Source organism: Algoriphagus sp. A40 (genome assembly GCF_002002735.1).
Classification (GTDB): Bacteria; Bacteroidota; Bacteroidia; order Cytophagales; family Cyclobacteriaceae; genus Algoriphagus.
Genome location: NZ_MUNY01000059.1, coordinates 1 through 16,709, shown reverse-complemented (window position 1 = coordinate 16,709; position 16,709 = coordinate 1). Strand labels below are relative to the sequence as shown.

Below are 16,709 nucleotides of genomic sequence, written 5' to 3'. Positions count from 1 at the left end.
GTTTTACTCGGTTTTTATGGACTTGATGGGATTTGCCAGAGCTGCTTTGGTGGCTTGTATTCCAGAACTCAAGCCTGCTATAATCAAGGTGATCACTCCGCCTCCCAAAAACATCCACCAGGACATTTCGATGCGGTAGGTGAAGTCTTCCAGCCAATGTTGCATCAGGAAATAGGCAAAGGGCAAGGCCAACAAAAAGGCTATCCCAATCAATACAGTAAATTCCTTCAAAAAGAATAGGACAAGCTCGGAAACCGTGGCTCCCAAAACTTTACGGATACCCACTTCTTTGGTCCGCTGTGTGGTGATAAAGGTCATTAATCCAATTAAACCAAGACTTCCAATTACTATGGCTATGATGGAAAATAAGGTGAAGCCTTTGAATGAAAGCGTCTCAACGAAGTATTCCCTTGCGATAGAATCATCAATAAATTCATAGTTGTATATAGATTTTGTAAATGAATTCTTCCATGATTGCTCGATGGATTCTAAAACCTGTGGGTTTATGTTGCTGACTTTGACAAATGCCTGATCCTGAAAATAATTCCAGTTGAGAATGACGCAGGGTGAAATGTCATGCTGAAGGGAATTGTTGTGAAAGTCCTTCACCACTCCAATGACAGTTGCCTCGCCTTCGTTGATTGTAAGTTTTCGACCAATGGCATTCTCAGGCGTCCAGCCCATTGATTTTAAGAGGCGTTCATTGACTATGAATTCGTCAAAATCTGATTTGTTGCCGGTAAAATTTCTACCGGAAATCAGTTCCATTCCATAAAAGTCCAGGTAGTTGGTGTCGCCGATTTTCATCTCAGTCTCATACCCATCTGCCTCGGGCATATCTGAAGTCCTGAACCTGGTTCCCAATTGGAATCCGTTGACAGCCATCGGCGGACCTGAACCAATGGCGATATCTTTGATTTCAGGATTGTTAGCCAGTTGGTTTTTGAAAGTTTCGATTTTATCAGATTGGGGAACAGGCAGCATCAATACCGCGTCAGTAGTGAAACCGAGGGATTTATTCCTGAACAAATCCATTTGAACAGCCGCGATAATGGTAGCTATGACAAATAATTGCACAAGGGCAAACTGAAATATCGTGACTGCCTTTCGCACTGAAAATCCCCTGGTCCGGGTAAAGGGCAGGTTGTTTTTGATGATTTGGAGAGGGTTGAAGGAGGAAAGAATAATAGCCGGATAGGCCGTGCCCAATAAGATGGTAATCCCTCCCAAAAAGACTATCATTCCCACATCAGCCCAATTCAACTCCAGCTGGAGGTTGATGATTGAAAACGCTGCATTTGCTTGACTGATTAAGCCAATAGAAAATACAAGCGCAAGCAAAACCGAGATGGCAACCAAAAGGGAATTCTCTAAGGTGAATTGCTTGAACAAATCAAACCTCGTACTCCCAATCGTTTTTCTGATTCCGACTTCCTTGGCCCTGATCACCGATTTGGCCGTCACGAGGTTGACAAAATTGCCGATGGCGATCAGCAAAATAAATATCCCGACATACCTCGCAGTCTGGAGCATATTGCTGGGCATTGTATAGCTTCCAGGGCTGCTTCCGTAGAGAGATTCCGTATGAATTTCAGCCAAAGGCTGAAGCTTGTAGGAGATCCTGCTGTCATCTTCTTTAGTGAGATATTTCTTTTTCCAAGTGGCAATAGAAGATTCGATTACCTCAGGATTTTGCTGTTCTGAGGTGACCACAAAGGTTGTCCCTCCATAATTTCCCGACCAATTCGACGCTGGATAGGGATTGTTTTGTTTGAAGAATTCATAGGGGACCAGCATTTCATACCTGAGGTTGGAATTGCCCGGTGCGTCTTTGATTATCCCGGTCACCTGCATGGGATCTTTGCCCGCCAGCATGATGGTTTTTCCCAGAATGGATTGTCCGGAAACATTTTGCCCAAAGCATTTCTCGGCTATACTTTCCGTCAAAACAATCGAATTGGGGTGTTGGAACGCCGAATTTTTGTCCCCGGCAAGCCAAGTGAGGTCAAATGCTTTTGGATAGAATGGGTCTATAAACAGGACATAATCCAACTCGAATTGATAATCATCCATTCCTTCCTTTTCCACCGTGAAAAATCTTTGAAATGGTCCGGCTGTCTGAGTGACTAATTCCAGCTCGGGAAAATCTTCCCTTACTGCTTCAGCCAAAGGGTAGGCTGTGGTATTCCAGTAAAGAGTCTGATCCGGATATTGGGTTTGCTGAACGACTCTGTAGCTGCGATTTGCAAAAGGATGGAAATTATCGAAGCTTGATTCATATCCAACAAAAATCAGCAGGGTAAGGCAGCACGCAATCCCTATGGATAGACCAAAGATATTGATGCCAGAGAATGCTTTGTTTCTCAGGAGTTGCCTTCCACCGATTTTGATATAATGTTGAAACATGAATGGATAAACCAGATGTGTTAAGTCGATTTTTTTAATGTTTCGTAATCTGAAGGATCGGATCACATCCCAGATGAATTTCCGATTCGCCTTCGTTGGCGACAGGTTGCTGTACCTGTTTTCAAACAATTCCACCAGATCCCCCTCGATCTCCTCAAGGTAATCCTCCCGGCAAAACCAGCGGAGGAAAGCGAGTGCCTTACGCGGAGGTTGCATCAGCCAAAGGAGATCTTGGGAATTCGGTTGTAGATATTGTTTCTCAGAGCAAACTGCTCATCAAGCACCCTCTTGCCCAAGGCAGTGATGACGTAGTACTTTTTGCGCCGACCTCCTCTGTCTTCTGTGATTCCCCCAAACCTGGACTTTACAAAATCTTTATCTTCCATCCGCTTCAGCGCAACATGTACTGCGCTGACGTTCAGTGATTTTCCCAGTTCTTTTTCCAGCCCGGAGAGGATCGATACGCCATAGGCTTCGTCGTGGAGCGCCGCTACCATTAGCAATACCAGTTCTTCAAATTCGCCCAATGAATGTTGTGCCATGTCGGATTTATTTACTTAACAAAAGTAAATGTAATTATTAGATTCATATTTGTTAAGTAAATGAGAAAAAAAATTCTGCTCGATTCGATTAGTGCTCAATCTCTTCAAGAGCAAAAAGTCGGAACGGTTTAAGGTTGAAAAGCTCAAGACAGTTCAGGGCTCCAACGCTGCCTGAAGCCCCGTAAATCATACTTCGCAAATCTTTTTTTCCCAGGAATAGGGGTATACCGCGGTTCGCTTGTCCTATAAGCGAAACTAAACCAATGTCATGAATACGTTTTATAGAATTTTCGCAGCAATCCTGATCTCTGCGCTATTCGGATCAGAAGCTTTTGCCCTCCAAACACAGCCGGACAGCCTGAACAAAGATGAGAAGCCCCTAACATTTCAGAAACCCGAACCCTTCCGATTTGATCCCTTTGGAAAAGACCTGAGCGATACTACCTCTATGGGATTTCAGTTTTCCTTCGTCCCCTACGTGGGAACGAACGGAATGTACTCCGGAAATATCGTCAACGATTACTCTTTCAATCTTCTGGGAGGCTATTCTGCAGGAACCAGAAAGCTCGAAATGGCCGGCCTGTTCAATATCAATCGCAGTGATATGACCGGTGTGCAGCTCGCGGGGTTGTTTAACCAAGTAGGCGGGAAGGTGGACGGTGTCCAGTTAGCGGGACTTTTCAACTCGAACTTAGATTCAGTGAAAAACTCGGTGCAGTTGGCTGGATTGATGAATTTTACCACCGGACCGGTTGATGGAGTTCAGATCGCCGGTGTGGCTAATTTCTCTCCCAAGAAAGTGGAAGGTGTTCAGGTAGCAGGTGTGATGAACTTCACCGCTGATGATCTGGAGGGTTCGCAGGTTGCCGGTGTATTGAATTTTGCTGCACGAGATGTCAAAGGCTCGCAAGTTGGCTTGGTGAATTTCGGAAACAAAGTAGATGGGTTCCAGCTCGGTTTGATCAATTACTCGGACAGCATCAGCGGTGTTCCGGTTGGGTTCCTGACTTTTGTCCGCTCGGGCTATCATACTTTGGAACTAAGCGTAAATGAAGTTTTACCACTGAATCTGGCCTTCCGAACCGGCAAGCGGGAGTTTTACAACATCTTCTTTGCGGGCATCAGACCTGAGTGGGACGATCAGGTAGTCTGGTCTTTTGGGTATGGTTTGGGGACTTCTCCCAGACTGGGCAAAAAGACCTTTCTCAACATCGAGGTTAGCTCTGAGCAGCTGAGTCAGGGCGGCGTCCATGCACTCAACCTGATCAACAGGGGCTACATAGGTGCAGAATTCCAGGCAACAAAAAACTTCGCCCTTTTCGCCGGTCCGACGGTCAATTTCAGGGTGTATGATTCCTCCTACGCATTCCATCCGGAGCTTTTCACTTACACCAACACCACCATTCACAATGACGTCTACCATCCCGAGGACTTGGGAAGTCAATTCTGGTGGGGATTCAAAGCCGGATTCCGGTTTTTGTAAGGGGATTCAACTTCTGAGAATCTACGGTTAAAAAAAGAAGTACAACCGCCAAGAACGCGAAGGGACACAAAGAGAAAATAGAATTTGTACGTCCAGCTTCTGGAGAAGCAGGACAACCAAAAGTATGAAAAGAGGGAAAGTACAAAAGTTGCAATGTTGAAAAACCTCGAAAGCTTTGACCCAATCCTGTGCCTCGTACTTCGTATTTCGTACCTCTAATTTTCAACTTTCTCTTACTTCAATTATTTAATTCAAAAAATATTCAAGCCACATAGGGGTAAAACCCTGATTGATTGTCTTATAAACGAAAGCTAAACCAACTCTTTCTTTTCACCTCAAGACGAGAATCTGATCAGAAAGACAAACGATTAAAAATCAAAAACTAAAATGAAAAAACTACTCGGCGTAATGATCGCATTGCTCGTAATGCAAACTGCATATTCTCAACAAGCTGGAAAATTCAGGTATCAAATGGATTTCGGATTCGCAGCTCCCAAAGACGGAGGAATTGGTGCCCTGGTCAATGTTGAACCCCAAGTTTTAGTCTTGGACAACCTTGCCCTAGGAATGAGAATGGGTGTAACAGGAATGGCAAAAGACGTCACTTACTACAGTATCCCGGATGATTACGATGGAGAAATCGGAGCAAATCTTTCTGTTTCCGGCACTGCCAATTACTATTTCAACTTTGGCGAAGGCAAGGTGGCGCCCTATATCGGAGGTGGTTTTGGCTACTATAGTTTGAGCAATATTGATATCGAAGAGACAGATATCGATGAAGACGACATCGAAAACCTGGAGGCGGATTTTGCCTGGGCACCGATGGTGCGGGCAGGGGTGGAGTTGAATAAATTCCGGATCGGTGTAGAATACAATTTTGTTCCGAAAAGCAACCTTCAAAACGTGGGCGGTGACGTGATCGGCCAGGCCACTAACGAATACTTCGCCTTTACGCTCGGCTTCTTTGTCGGGGGTGGAAGATGGGGAAATTAAACTCAGAAACTAGAGCCTAAAAAGCTCCTTTCCAGGGCATTTCCGCCCCAGCTATTCCAAAATTTCTTGTCCCAAATCACAGTGGCCGATTGATTAGCAATCGGCCACCTGTCACCGGATTGCCTTTTCCGAATCACTCGATTTAATTTCCACCCTTAAACTAAACCAACGCTATGAATTCGCTTAGTAAACTCCTTTTGGTGATTTTTTGCTTCGCAATCAATCCCCTTCATGCCCAAACTTTGACCCAAACCGTACGGGGCAAAGTAGTAGATCAGGTCAGCAAGGCTCCGATCCCTGGGGCGACCGTGATGATCCTCAACACAGATCCGTTGATGGGAGTTGCCACGGATGTGGATGGAGACTTCAAGATCTCACAGGTACCGCTGGGAACTCACACGCTTCGAGTGAGCTTTGTCGGCTATCAGGACCTGATTCTCCCCAATGTCTTGGTCAATTCCGGCAAGGAGGTCGTGTTGGCGATTACCATTGAGGAGGATTTTGGCCAGTTGGATGAAGTTGTGGTGATGGGTGCTGAAAAAGAAAGAACAGTCAATGACATGGTGACGGTGAGCGGAAGGACCTTTTCCGTTGAGGAAACGAGAAAATTTGCCGCGGCTGTGAACGATCCCGGCCGAATGGCGACTTCATTCTCTGGTGTCGTCGGCACAGACGATGGCAACAACAACATCTCCATCCGTGGCAACAGCCCAAATGGTTTATTGTGGAGAATGGAGGGCATCGACATCCCCAATCCCAATCACTTCGTCAATCCGGGAACATCGGGAGGCGGAATCTCGATCCTCAGTTCGCAGTTGCTTGCCAATTCTGACTTCTTGACGAGTGCTTTCCCTGCCGAATATGGCAATGCGCTGGGTGGGGTTTTTGATTTGAGTTTGAGAAAGGGAAACAACGAAAAACGCGAATTTACCCTACAGGCAGGCTTTTTGGGAACGGACGTAGCCGCTGAAGGTCCGATCGCCAAAAACTACAAAGGCTCTTATTTGATCAATTATCGCTACTCCACGCTTTCGATCCTGTCCAAACTCGGGATACCCTTGGGTGATTTTGTGACGGATTTCCAGGATTTGTCTTTCAATTTCTATCTCCCTGCGGGAAAGAAAAGTAGCTTTTCGATCTTTGGTTTCGGAGGATTGAGTGACCAAAACGGGGATGCTGAAAAGGATTCTCTCACCTGGGAAGGAGAAGGAGACCGCTACAGTTCCAGATACTTTTCCAACACAGGAGCGGTTGGAATCAAGTACTCGTATATGATCAACAATTCCAATTTTCTCCAAACTACCGTCTTGGCGTCCGGACATGAAATCGGAGATGACGTGGAGCGATTGGACGATGAATACAACGATCAGAAGTGGTCCTATGAGAATTTTGGCAACTCTAAGATCACGTTTTCCAGTGTGTTGAACTCCAAGCTTTCGGCCCGATCCAATCTCCGAAGCGGGATCTATGTAAACCAACTATCCTACAATCTTGTGGAAAATGGCCGAGAGGACGAAGGAGATCCCATGGAGACTTTCATCAACTCCAAAGGGAATACGCAAAGCATCCAGGCATTCTCTCAACTCAACTATCGGGCAAGCGAGCGGCTAACCTTCAATGTCGGGCTTCACTACCTCCAACTTTTGCTGAATAACTCCAACTCCATCGAGCCGAGGATCAGCGCCTCTTACGAGTTGGATGAAAAGCAGCGGTTCAGCCTTGGCTACGGACTTCACAGTCAGGTGCAACCGCTCGGAACTTACTTTGCGGAGCAGGAGGAAAACGGGCAAATCAGCCTGCCCAACAAAGATCTGGGCTTGAGCAAGTCGCATCATTTTGTGGTGGGCTACGACCGTCAGCTGAATCCATTTCTTCGGATGAAGATCGAGGGCTACTACCAGCACCTGTTTAATATCCCTGTCAAGCCGGGTGCGGACGAAACCTACTCCATCCTCAATCAGCAGTGGACGTACATGACCGATCCTTTGGTCAATGACGGTTTAGGTAAAAATTACGGCGGAGAGTTTACCCTGGAGCAGTTTACGCACAAAAACCTCTACTTTCTACTGTCAGCTTCCGTGTACAACTCGCTGTACAAAACGCAGGAAAACAAGTGGAGAAACACACTCTACAACGGAAATGCGAATCTCACGCTGACCGTCGGAAAGGAATATGAACTGAAGAAAAACCGGGTGCTTGGTCTCAACCTACGAAGCATCTACGGCGGAGGACTGCGGGCGACTCCGATAGATTTGGAACAGTCCATCACCGAAAACCAAACCGTGTATGACGAGACAAGGGCCTTTGAAGAGCAAAATCCGGCCTATTTCAGGACGGATCTTCGGGTGAGTCTTAAGTGGAACCGGCCTAAATCCACCAGCACCCTGGCACTCGATATTCAGAATACGACCAACCGCAAAAACATCTATGGAAGCTATTTTGAACCGATGAAAGGAGAGATCGAGACAGCCTACCAGACTCCTTTGATCCCGTTGATCAGCTATCGGATTGAGTTTTAGAAAAGGAGATCCCTTCAGGAAATGCTGAAGGGATTTTTTTGACTTGAATTTTTTAAAGGGAGACAAAATAAGTATTGAAATTCTCGTTTCTCTACCACACTTAGTTTAGCAGATTGCCAAGTTACTTTGTTCGGTTCGTAGCTTTGGAACTCTTAAGGTGCTAACTATCATGCGTTTTGATTTTTTTTCTACCGGATTTGCAGTTATAGCTAGGGATTCCGCCGAATACTAGGCGGAAGGCGCCAGATCCTGTTTTAATGTTGAGTAGCTACGGAGCTTAGCGTAGCTTTTATTACATTTTTCAACGCTCCCAAACACCATACCTATGAAAAAATCGATGAAAACACTGCTTGTCCTGCTGACAGCCTTGACAAGTATTCACAATTCCTTTGGCCAAGAAGTAGGGTTGGTTTCCCCGAAGGTTTTGACGATTCCTATAAACTCTCCTATTTCTGGAACCAAACAAAGATTGGAAGCCGACAAGGGGGAATTGGTAGTTCTCAAATTCACAGGACTAAATCCTTTGAAATACAAATATGCGCTTAACCATGAGATGGTTTCACTTTTTGGAGAAGGAGGAGAGGCGTTTATGGCGTCTTTTTCCAAAGTCGGCGGGGATCCTTCTATCGAAAAAGCATCTCAAGATGATTCACTCCCATCAAAAATCATTGAGCTTACTAACCTAAGGAACTTAGAGAAGGCCACAACAGAGGTACTTACATCTAAGTCTAATTCCGACTTAAATCAGAAAATCACAAATTTACAATCGGAGATTTTCGAAACGGCCAACTCCAATCTCAAATCGGTCAACTCCATTTTTGACCGATCTGGAATAATCCCCCAAATTAGCTTTAAAACAATACTTAGTGATGCAGATATCACCGAAAATTATCGACGTGTTTATCGAACACTTACAAATTATTCCATAAGCCGAACAAACTTCACCAAATCTGAGATGGCAATTAGCAGTCAGAAAGACCAACTGGATTTGACAGGGCTTCAGGCCTCTGCGCAGATATGGCATTCGGACATACAATCCTTATTTAGTGATTTCCAAGAGGTTTCTACATTACTCGGAGACCTTGGAGACGAGGATATCAAATCTCTCCGAAAGACCTTTAATGAAAATATCGAAGAGATCAGCAAAAACATCGTCTTGGTAAATTCAATACAGGATCACATCCAGACCCTCCCTCTTGACCATCAGGGGGAAAATATTGATTTTATCAAAGTGACTTTGGAAGTTCTTCCGGCCAGCGAAAAGACCGTCTCTTCCCAAAAAATCACAACCTACGACTACAAAGTCTGGATGAAGGGTGGCCTGAAGATTGATTTCAGTGCAGGATTGTTCATATCCTCTTTGGTGGATAAGACTTACATTACCACTCCGGTTGTCGGGCCAGATGAAGACAGTCCGCTTTACAAGATCTCAGAGGAAAATAAAGGTGGATACGAATTTGGAGTTGGGACTACAGTTAATTTCACCTATCGCAGCGCCAAGTCTGTCAATTTTGGAGGAAGCGTGGGGGGATATTTGACAGCAGATCAGCGATTTCGTCTAACAGCCGGCCCTTCCTTATCACTGGGCAAGATGAAGCGTCTGGTATTCGGTATTGGGATCGCAATGGGAGAGGTCATCCGACTTTCTAATAAAGTGGATCTTGATGGGTCATTTGATTTGGGCGACACAGGCACTGTTCCGATAGTAGGAAAGTTTGACTTCGGTCACTATTTCTCATTTACCTACAACCTCACTCCAGCAAAAGCCAAAAAAGATTAAGAAAAGCCGGAATCGAGATTCCGGCTTTTTCGTTTTTTTCAAGCAAAGAAACTGATCTACTGCCCCTGAGGAATCCGGAAAGCCTGTCTGGCCAGCAATTTCCAATCGCCTTTTTCCTTCACCCAGACCATCAACAAGCCTAGGTTCAGGGTTGCCACATTTCCGTTGGATGCAAAATCAGCTACCACATTGTGTCTGACCATTGCCAGTTCTTTGCCATGGAATGTGATGCTCAGATCCGAGATGTCCCATTTCTGATAATCGGTTTTCTTAGATGCAAAAACTTCCAAAAATTGCTCCTGATTTTCGATCACTCCACTGGAATGCCCATAGTTGAGATCCTCAGACGTTAAGGATTTCAGGGTGGCGACATCTTCGGCAAGGAGAGCTGTTCTCATCTTTTCCACGGAAGCGGCGACCTCTTTTTCAGCTTGGGCAAAAGTGAACAGCGGGATAAGGAAAAGTGCGGCAAACAATATTTTTTTCATGGCTTTTGGGGTTGATTTTCCATGAAAATAAGGAAAAATCGAACTTGGATAGGTAAATGTTTTTTCATCCTCGTAAATTCCATAAATCGAATTTCCTTTTTTCATGAATCCTTTTTCAACTCAGATCCAATCTCTAAATCCCGATACAGACCACGAAAAGATTTCCTTCCTGCTGAGCTGCCATGTTTTTCCTTGGGATTTGGAGCGGTCCTTGGAGTTTGCTCTTTTCAGGACTTTTGCAGTGCCCTCGATTTCGGGAGTTTTGGCCGAGACTGGCGAATTTGTTCAGAGACCCAGGAAACGCTATGATGATACGGAGCTGATACTCTTCGAAATTCTCGAACATGGCATGAATAGCCTTCGGGGAAAGCGCGCAATTCGGCGTATGAATTCGATGCACGGGCGATTTGATATTTCCAACGAGGACTTTCTGTACGTGCTTTCGACCTTTATTTTTGAGCCGATCCGATGGGTAGAAAAGTATGCATATCGGCCGATGACGGAAGTAGAAAAGGAAGGCATTTTCAAAAATTACCTTGAATTGGGAAAAAGGATGAACCTCAAAAATATACCCCAGACTTTTGAGGAATTTGAGGATTATAATGTCAAATACGAGGCTGAACACTTTCGATTTGCGGCCAGCAATCGTGTCATCGCTGACAAAACAATCGATTTGGTTTTGGGATTTTACATTCCAAAATGGCTGTTTTGGCTAGGCCGTCCCTTTGTTTTTGCCTTGCTGGATGCGCCTCTTCGAGAGGCTTTAAGCATCCGAAAAGTCTCCAATTTGAGGATTTGGATTGTGAAAAAAGGTTTGGCACTCCATGCACTTTTTCATCAAATCACGGGAGAACCAGACCAACCGGTCTTGGGAACCAAAAGAAAAAGACCCAGCTACCCGGAGGGTTACCAGATCGAAGAGTTGGGGACTTTTTCCTCTAAGGCCAGTGATCAGTCTCAGTGATCAGAGTTCAGTTTTTAATTTGCGAACCCCAAAACTTACCGAACACCGGAATTCCTGGAAATAGAAAATCCTTTGAGGTTTTAAATAACTTCAAAGGATTTCTGCCAACTGCGACAGCCAACTGATCCCTACTTCTTCTTTCCTTTGAAAGTTCCGGTGGCCATTTCCGCCAGATTTACTTTTCCCTCCATTTCGGTGGAAGTTGTGGTACCATCGTAGGTAATCAGATTTCCCTGAATATTGAATTCCAGATGGATCACATTGCCTTTGAGCGTTCCGGTGACAGGAGATTCTCCGAGTTGTCCGGTGTAGGTTCCTGTGATTTTTTCGCCTTCCTGTTTCAGGACAAAAGCCGGAGAACCGCTTCCGGCATCAGTCTGAACCTGCATGGTCCAAGAACCGGTCACGTCAATTGCATTTTGGGCTTTGGCCGAAAATCCAACAAGCAGAAGAATAAGAAAGAGTGAACAAAATGCTTTCATAGCTGAATTGGGTTAGGTGTGATTGAGTATTAAGTTATTGAAAAAGATAGAATTTAGTGATATGAATTTTGAATCCGAAATCCCATATCCGAAACTTGTGCTGAGCACTTGTATTGAGCTTGCCGAAGTATGTCGAAGCATCTGAAATCAAACTTCTCGTTGCTTTCTTCCCAGCCAATACAGCCCTGTGCCGATTCCGATAAAAAGCGCCGTCATCCAAACCGATTGTTCACTTACTTGCATCATCAGCCAAAGGCATGCTAAAATCCCTAAAACCGGAACCAAATAGCCGCCTTTAAGAATAAATCTCCCTTGGCCAATAAACTGGGGACGAAGCTTTGGTATGGCCGCACAACTCATGATATAAAGAAATAGGCGCGACAAAACAGTCATCGCTGCCAAGACCTTAAATGAACCGAAGGAGGAAAGCAAAAAAGCCGATATGCCGAAGAAAATCACCGAGTTGGCTGGCGTGAGGAATTTGGGGTGGACTTCTCCAAACCATTTTGGGAGGGAGTTTTCCAGAGAAAGCGCATAAGTCAGCCGGGTGGACGAAAACATGGCTCCGATTAAATTTGCCAAAACGGAGGCGACTACACCAATCATCAGGACCACAGCACCCTTATTTCCGAAAAGTGCCGCGGAAGCATCAAGGAGTGGAGTTTTGGATTCGGCCAAGTTGGGAACTGCAGCTTGGGTTACCACTTGAATCAGCATGTAAAGGGTTGCAACCACTCCAAGTCCCAACAATAATCCCAAAGGCATGTCGCGCTCAGGCTTTTTGGCTTCTCCGGCTGGGACTACAGCTCCTTCAAATCCTACAAAGGCATAGATCAACAGCAAGGCAGCACTTCCCAAATCAGAAAACGGTGATACTGGGGAATCAAACCTTGGAATCACATTAGCACCCAAGATGATAAATCCTCCCAAAGGCAGCAGAATCAAAACAGCAAATTTGATAACCGTAAAAAAAGTCATCGAACGGATCGATTCAACGGAACCCAGGACATTGATCAGGCTTAAGCCAAAGCAGATCACGGCCAGCGAAGCCAGTCTCCCGATTCCATCACTCGCTCCTTGGATAAAATAGGCAATACTATCTGTGAGCAAGACGGTATTGGCAGAAAAAGATATTAACCTCGCCAAGTAGTAAAGCCATCCTCCCTGGAAGCCGATAAACGGACCAAAGGCCAAGGTTCCGTATCTAACGGGACCGCCAGTACCGCGGAAATAGCTGCCTAACTCAGCGAAGCAAAGGATGACAGGTAGCATCAGCAGCGCACAAAATGCGTAAATCAAAATGCTGTACTCTCCTGCCAAAGCTGCCGCTCCACTGGGAAGACCAAAAATCCCTGCCCCGATCAGTCCATTTACCACCAGCATCCAAATTCCCCAAAGGCCAAGGTTACGGGGTAGTTTTTCCTGCAATTCTGTAGGTTTTGGAGCTTCGGGCATTTATTGAATTGAACTAAAATTGATAGAAAATTGAAAATAGAAAAAAATCTCTCACAGATGGCACAGATAGTCACAGATAAAAAAATCGAAACAACGGTGGAGATCTGTAATTCTCGGGAATAAATATTTGAAAGAATTAGTTAATTATTCGAATGATACTCTCTTTCTCAATAAGTTTTGCAGAATTGAAGTTTATTAAAAGTCCGATTTTTTTCTCCGATAGTTTTAGATAAGTCAACAGTTGTTTTTTATGAACATCATGAATGGCTTCGACCGATTTTATTTCAATGATTATTTTTTCCTCCACCAAAAGGTCAATTCTAAAACCCAGTTCCAAATTCACATTTTTGTATTGAACAGGCAAAGGAACTTGACTTCGGACCTTTAGGCCTATGATGCTTAGTTCAAAAGCCAAAGCTGCCTCATACACACTTTCCAATAAACCTGGTCCTAAACCATTGTGAACAGAAAAAGCAGCTCCCCTGATTTTAAAAGTTAAGTCGTTGATTTCCATTTTATATGAGAAAAAATTGATTGCTTTTTAAAATTATAAAAACAAAAATAATATAGTTGATTCAAAAAAACATCTGTGAAAATCTGTGAAATCTGTGAGAAATCATTTCAAATAACCCCTGACAAGCTTCTCCATTTCCACTGCATGAAAAACAATTAGTGCCATTCCTCCACAAAAAACCAATTCAATCAGGTCCAATGGCTGGGTGCGAAAGATGTCGTTGAGCCAAGGAAGATAGATTACTCCAAACTGTAGCCCCATCGTCAGTCCAACTGAGGCAAGAAGTGGCTTATTGCTGAATAATCCCTGCCGGAAAAGGAACGTTCGGTCACTTCTTACTGCCATGACATGCGCCAATTGAGAAAATGAAAGCACCGAAAAAACCATCGTTTGCCAGTGCCAATCCTGTCGAATCGCCCAATATTGAGTGAATAATGTAACTCCTGCCATCAGCATGCCAACCCAAACAATGTGATAGCCCACACCTTCGGCAAACAGACTTTGCTTGGGAGGTCTTGGAGGCCGGTTCATCAGGTCTTTTTCAGGCTTTTCTCCCGCCAAAGCCAAAGCCGGAAGCCCGTCAGTCACCAAATTGATCCAAAGGATATGGATGGGTAAAAGGGGATTTGGGAATCCTAGAAAAGGAGCCAAACCGATTACCCAAATCTCAGCACCGTTGCAGGTCATGATGTATTTGATGAATTTTCGGATGTTGTCATAGATTCTTCGACCTTCTTTGACAGCTACCACTATGGTCGAGAAGTTGTCGTCAAGCAAAATCAGGTGCGCTGCTTCTTTACTTACATCTGTTCCTGCGATTCCCATTGCCACGCCGATGTTCGCAGCTTTGAGTGATGGGGCATCGTTGACGCCGTCACCAGTCATGGCGGCATAGTGACCTTTTTGCTGCAATGCCTGGACAATTCTTAGTTTCTGCTCTGGAGCAACGCGTGCATAAACACTTACTTTTTCTACCTGATTGGCAAATTCCTCGTCATTGAGTTTTGCCAGTTCAGCCCCAGTCAGGACCAAGTCCCCAGGTTTCCAGATACCAACTTCGTCGGCGATTGCTTTGGCAGTGGCGGGATGATCGCCTGTAATCATCACGGGTTTGATGCCTGCGGTCCGGCATTCCTGTATCGAGACTTTCACAGTCTCGCGTGGAGGATCAATCATGCCAACTTTCCCGAAATACTCAAGGTCGTTTTCCAGATTTTTCCATTCCGATTCCAGGGGGAGTGTTGGGATCAATTTTCCTGCGAAAGCTAAAACCCGTTCACCTTTTGCTGCCCATTTTTCAGAAGAAAGATTGGCTTCATCAGCGAATTTTTTGTCCTTCAAAATCACTGAAATCGACTCAGAAGCTCCTTTACAAAGTACTAAATATTGATCCCCAAACTGGTGAATTGTGCTCATCCTTTTCCGATTGGAATCAAAGGGGACCTCTCCAACTCTCGGGAATTTTTTCACCAATTGCTCAACTTGGCCGGTCGAAAAATCCTTGAGTATCCTATCAACCAGGGCAAGTTCGGTGGCTTCGCCTTCTGGTTTTCCTTTTGGATTCAAATGCACATCATGGCACAAACCCATTCCGAGTTGGAGATTTGAGAATTCCGAATCGATCCCAGCTTGTTGCTCCGCATCGACTTGGACCACTGTCATTTTATTTTGGGTCAGCGTGCCGGTCTTATCCGTGCAGATGTAAGTGACAGATCCCAGACTTTCCACTGCAGGAAGCTTGCGGATGAGGGCATTTTTCTTGGCCAATCTACCTGCACCTAGGGATAGGGCAATGGTAATCAGCGCCGGCAAAGCCTCCGGAATTGCAGCAACGGCCAGGCTCACAGAAAGCAGCAGAACCTGAAACATTTCTTCTCCCCGGGCCAATCCTGCCACAAAAAGCAAGGCGCAAATTCCAAGAATCAGGTAAGAAATTACTTTTCCAAATCGTTGCATCCGTTGCTGAAGAGGAGTGACAGGAGTGTCTTCCTGTAGCAAATCGGCAATTTTTCCGATTTCAGTTTTCATCCCGGTGGCCAATACAAGTCCGATTGCCCGGCCATTGGTTACAAGAGTTCCCTTGAAGGCCATGTTTAGCTGATCTCCAGGAGGGAGGCTTTCTTTTGCAATATGCTCGGAGATTTTGTCGATAGCGACCGATTCTCCGGTTAAGGAAGATTCATCGATTTTCAGGGAAAAAGTCTCAATCAGACGAATGTCTGCAGGAACCATGTTTCCTGCTTCCAAAACGATCACATCACCGGGGACGAGTGCTTTGGATTGAACAGTAACAGGCTGTCCATCCCGAAAAACTTTGGTCTGAGTTTCGGTCAGTTTTTTCAGGGATTCCATGGCTTTTTCCGCCCGGTATTCCTGGACAAAGCCCAAAATGGCATTGAGAACAATGATTACCAGGATTATGATTGTGTCAGTCAAGTCTCCTACAATACCAGAAATCACTGCTGCTGCAGCCAAAATCAGAATCATGAAGTCTTCAAACTGGGCCAAAAAAAGAACCCACACAGGCTTTTTCTTTTTCTCCTGGAGCGCATTCGGACCAAATTCCTGGATTCTTTTTTCCGCTTCGGAATCAGTTAAACCCTCTTTTTGGGATTTAAATTCTTTGAAAAGTTCGGCAATAGGCTGTTGATAAAAAATCATGGAGGCTGGAATCATTTGTCCTTAAATTACAAAGGAATCAGGCATTTACCGCCGATGGTTTTATTTGAACTTCAAACGCTTTGGTTTAAGTACGAATTACGGCGAATGTTTGTCAGGCTGAGTCTTAAATATTCCGGGAACATACAAAAAGGAAATGACGGGGTTAACTTAGCCTTATCCTAAACAGTTTGGCCGCCTTCGTGATAGTGCACCTGCCTGTCGCTGAGTATGGTTCCGTTGAACTGAGTACAAAAGAATGGTACAGTGATTCACTTGTCCGATTGGTAGCCTGGCACTACAGGTGTTCAACGGGTTTGGGATTTAAAACTAATCCGGATGGAAAAGATCAATCTTCATTCAGCAGGAATCGATATAGGCTCCAGGAGCATTTATATCGGCATCGAAGGAAAGGAAGTGGCAAG

General features: G+C 44.9%; 12 protein-coding genes. 5 read left to right on the top strand and 7 right to left on the bottom strand.

The window, feature by feature from the left end:
• Positions 1–3: 3 nt before the first annotated feature.
• Both B0E43_RS13700 and B0E43_RS13695 read right to left on the bottom strand, forming a co-directional pair.
• Positions 4–2,622, bottom strand: coding sequence for an ABC transporter permease (locus B0E43_RS13700; protein WP_077350654.1), 2,619 nt, complete (start codon positions 2,620–2,622; stop codon positions 4–6).
• The gene (locus tag B0E43_RS13695) at positions 2,622–2,948 is read right to left on the bottom strand and encodes a PadR family transcriptional regulator (RefSeq protein ID WP_077350652.1); all 327 of its coding nucleotides are present in this window, start codon (positions 2,946–2,948) and stop codon (positions 2,622–2,624) included. Before B0E43_RS13695 ends, B0E43_RS13700 begins: the two co-directional genes overlap by 1 nt.
• 268 nt (positions 2,949–3,216) lie before the next feature.
• Between B0E43_RS13695 and B0E43_RS13690 the strand changes: the two genes are divergently transcribed.
• From B0E43_RS13690 to B0E43_RS13675, 4 genes are all read left to right on the top strand, one after another.
• Positions 3,217–4,431, top strand: a complete 1,215-nt coding sequence (locus tag B0E43_RS13690; protein WP_077350650.1) for an LA_2272 family surface repeat-containing protein — start codon at positions 3,217–3,219, stop codon at positions 4,429–4,431.
• 387 nt (positions 4,432–4,818) lie between these two features.
• Positions 4,819–5,424 carry a hypothetical protein gene (locus tag B0E43_RS13685; RefSeq protein WP_077350648.1) on the top strand — a complete coding sequence of 202 codons (606 nt, stop codon included), beginning with the start codon at positions 4,819–4,821 and terminating at the stop codon, positions 5,422–5,424.
• A gap of 173 nt (positions 5,425–5,597) precedes the next feature.
• On the top strand, positions 5,598–7,943 hold the full coding sequence (locus B0E43_RS13680) for a TonB-dependent receptor (RefSeq protein ID WP_077350646.1): 2,346 nt from the start codon (positions 5,598–5,600) through the stop codon (positions 7,941–7,943).
• 325 nt (positions 7,944–8,268) lie between these two features.
• A complete protein-coding gene (locus B0E43_RS13675) occupies positions 8,269–9,723 on the top strand; it encodes a hypothetical protein (protein ID WP_077350644.1) in 1,455 nt (484 codons plus the stop codon).
• A gap of 56 nt (positions 9,724–9,779) precedes the next feature.
• On the opposite strand, the gene B0E43_RS13670 is transcribed toward B0E43_RS13675, so the two are convergent.
• On the bottom strand, positions 9,780–10,211 hold the full coding sequence (locus tag B0E43_RS13670; RefSeq protein ID WP_077351047.1) for a nuclear transport factor 2 family protein: 432 nt from the start codon (positions 10,209–10,211) through the stop codon (positions 9,780–9,782).
• Positions 10,212–10,314: 103 nt separating this feature from the next.
• On the opposite strand from B0E43_RS13670, the gene B0E43_RS13665 reads away from it, so the two are divergent.
• The gene (locus tag B0E43_RS13665; protein ID WP_077350642.1) at positions 10,315–11,175 is read left to right on the top strand and encodes an oxygenase MpaB family protein; all 861 of its coding nucleotides are present in this window, start codon (positions 10,315–10,317) and stop codon (positions 11,173–11,175) included.
• Between the two features lie 128 nt (positions 11,176–11,303).
• Here B0E43_RS13665 and B0E43_RS13660 read toward each other — a convergent pair whose 3' ends face one another.
• The 4 genes from B0E43_RS13660 to B0E43_RS13645 form a co-directional block, all read right to left on the bottom strand.
• Complete coding sequence (locus B0E43_RS13660; RefSeq protein WP_077350640.1) at positions 11,304–11,657, bottom strand: hypothetical protein; 354 nt, start codon at positions 11,655–11,657, stop codon at positions 11,304–11,306.
• 147 nt (positions 11,658–11,804) lie between these two features.
• Positions 11,805–13,112, bottom strand: coding sequence for an APC family permease (locus B0E43_RS13655; protein WP_077350638.1), 1,308 nt, complete (start codon positions 13,110–13,112; stop codon positions 11,805–11,807).
• Positions 13,113–13,248: 136 nt separating this feature from the next.
• Positions 13,249–13,626 carry a GxxExxY protein gene (locus tag B0E43_RS13650; RefSeq protein ID WP_077350636.1) on the bottom strand — a complete coding sequence of 126 codons (378 nt, stop codon included), beginning with the start codon at positions 13,624–13,626 and terminating at the stop codon, positions 13,249–13,251.
• A gap of 102 nt (positions 13,627–13,728) precedes the next feature.
• Positions 13,729–16,302, bottom strand: coding sequence for a cation-translocating P-type ATPase (locus B0E43_RS13645; RefSeq protein ID WP_254423427.1), 2,574 nt, complete (start codon positions 16,300–16,302; stop codon positions 13,729–13,731).
• Positions 16,303–16,709 lie beyond the last annotated feature (407 nt).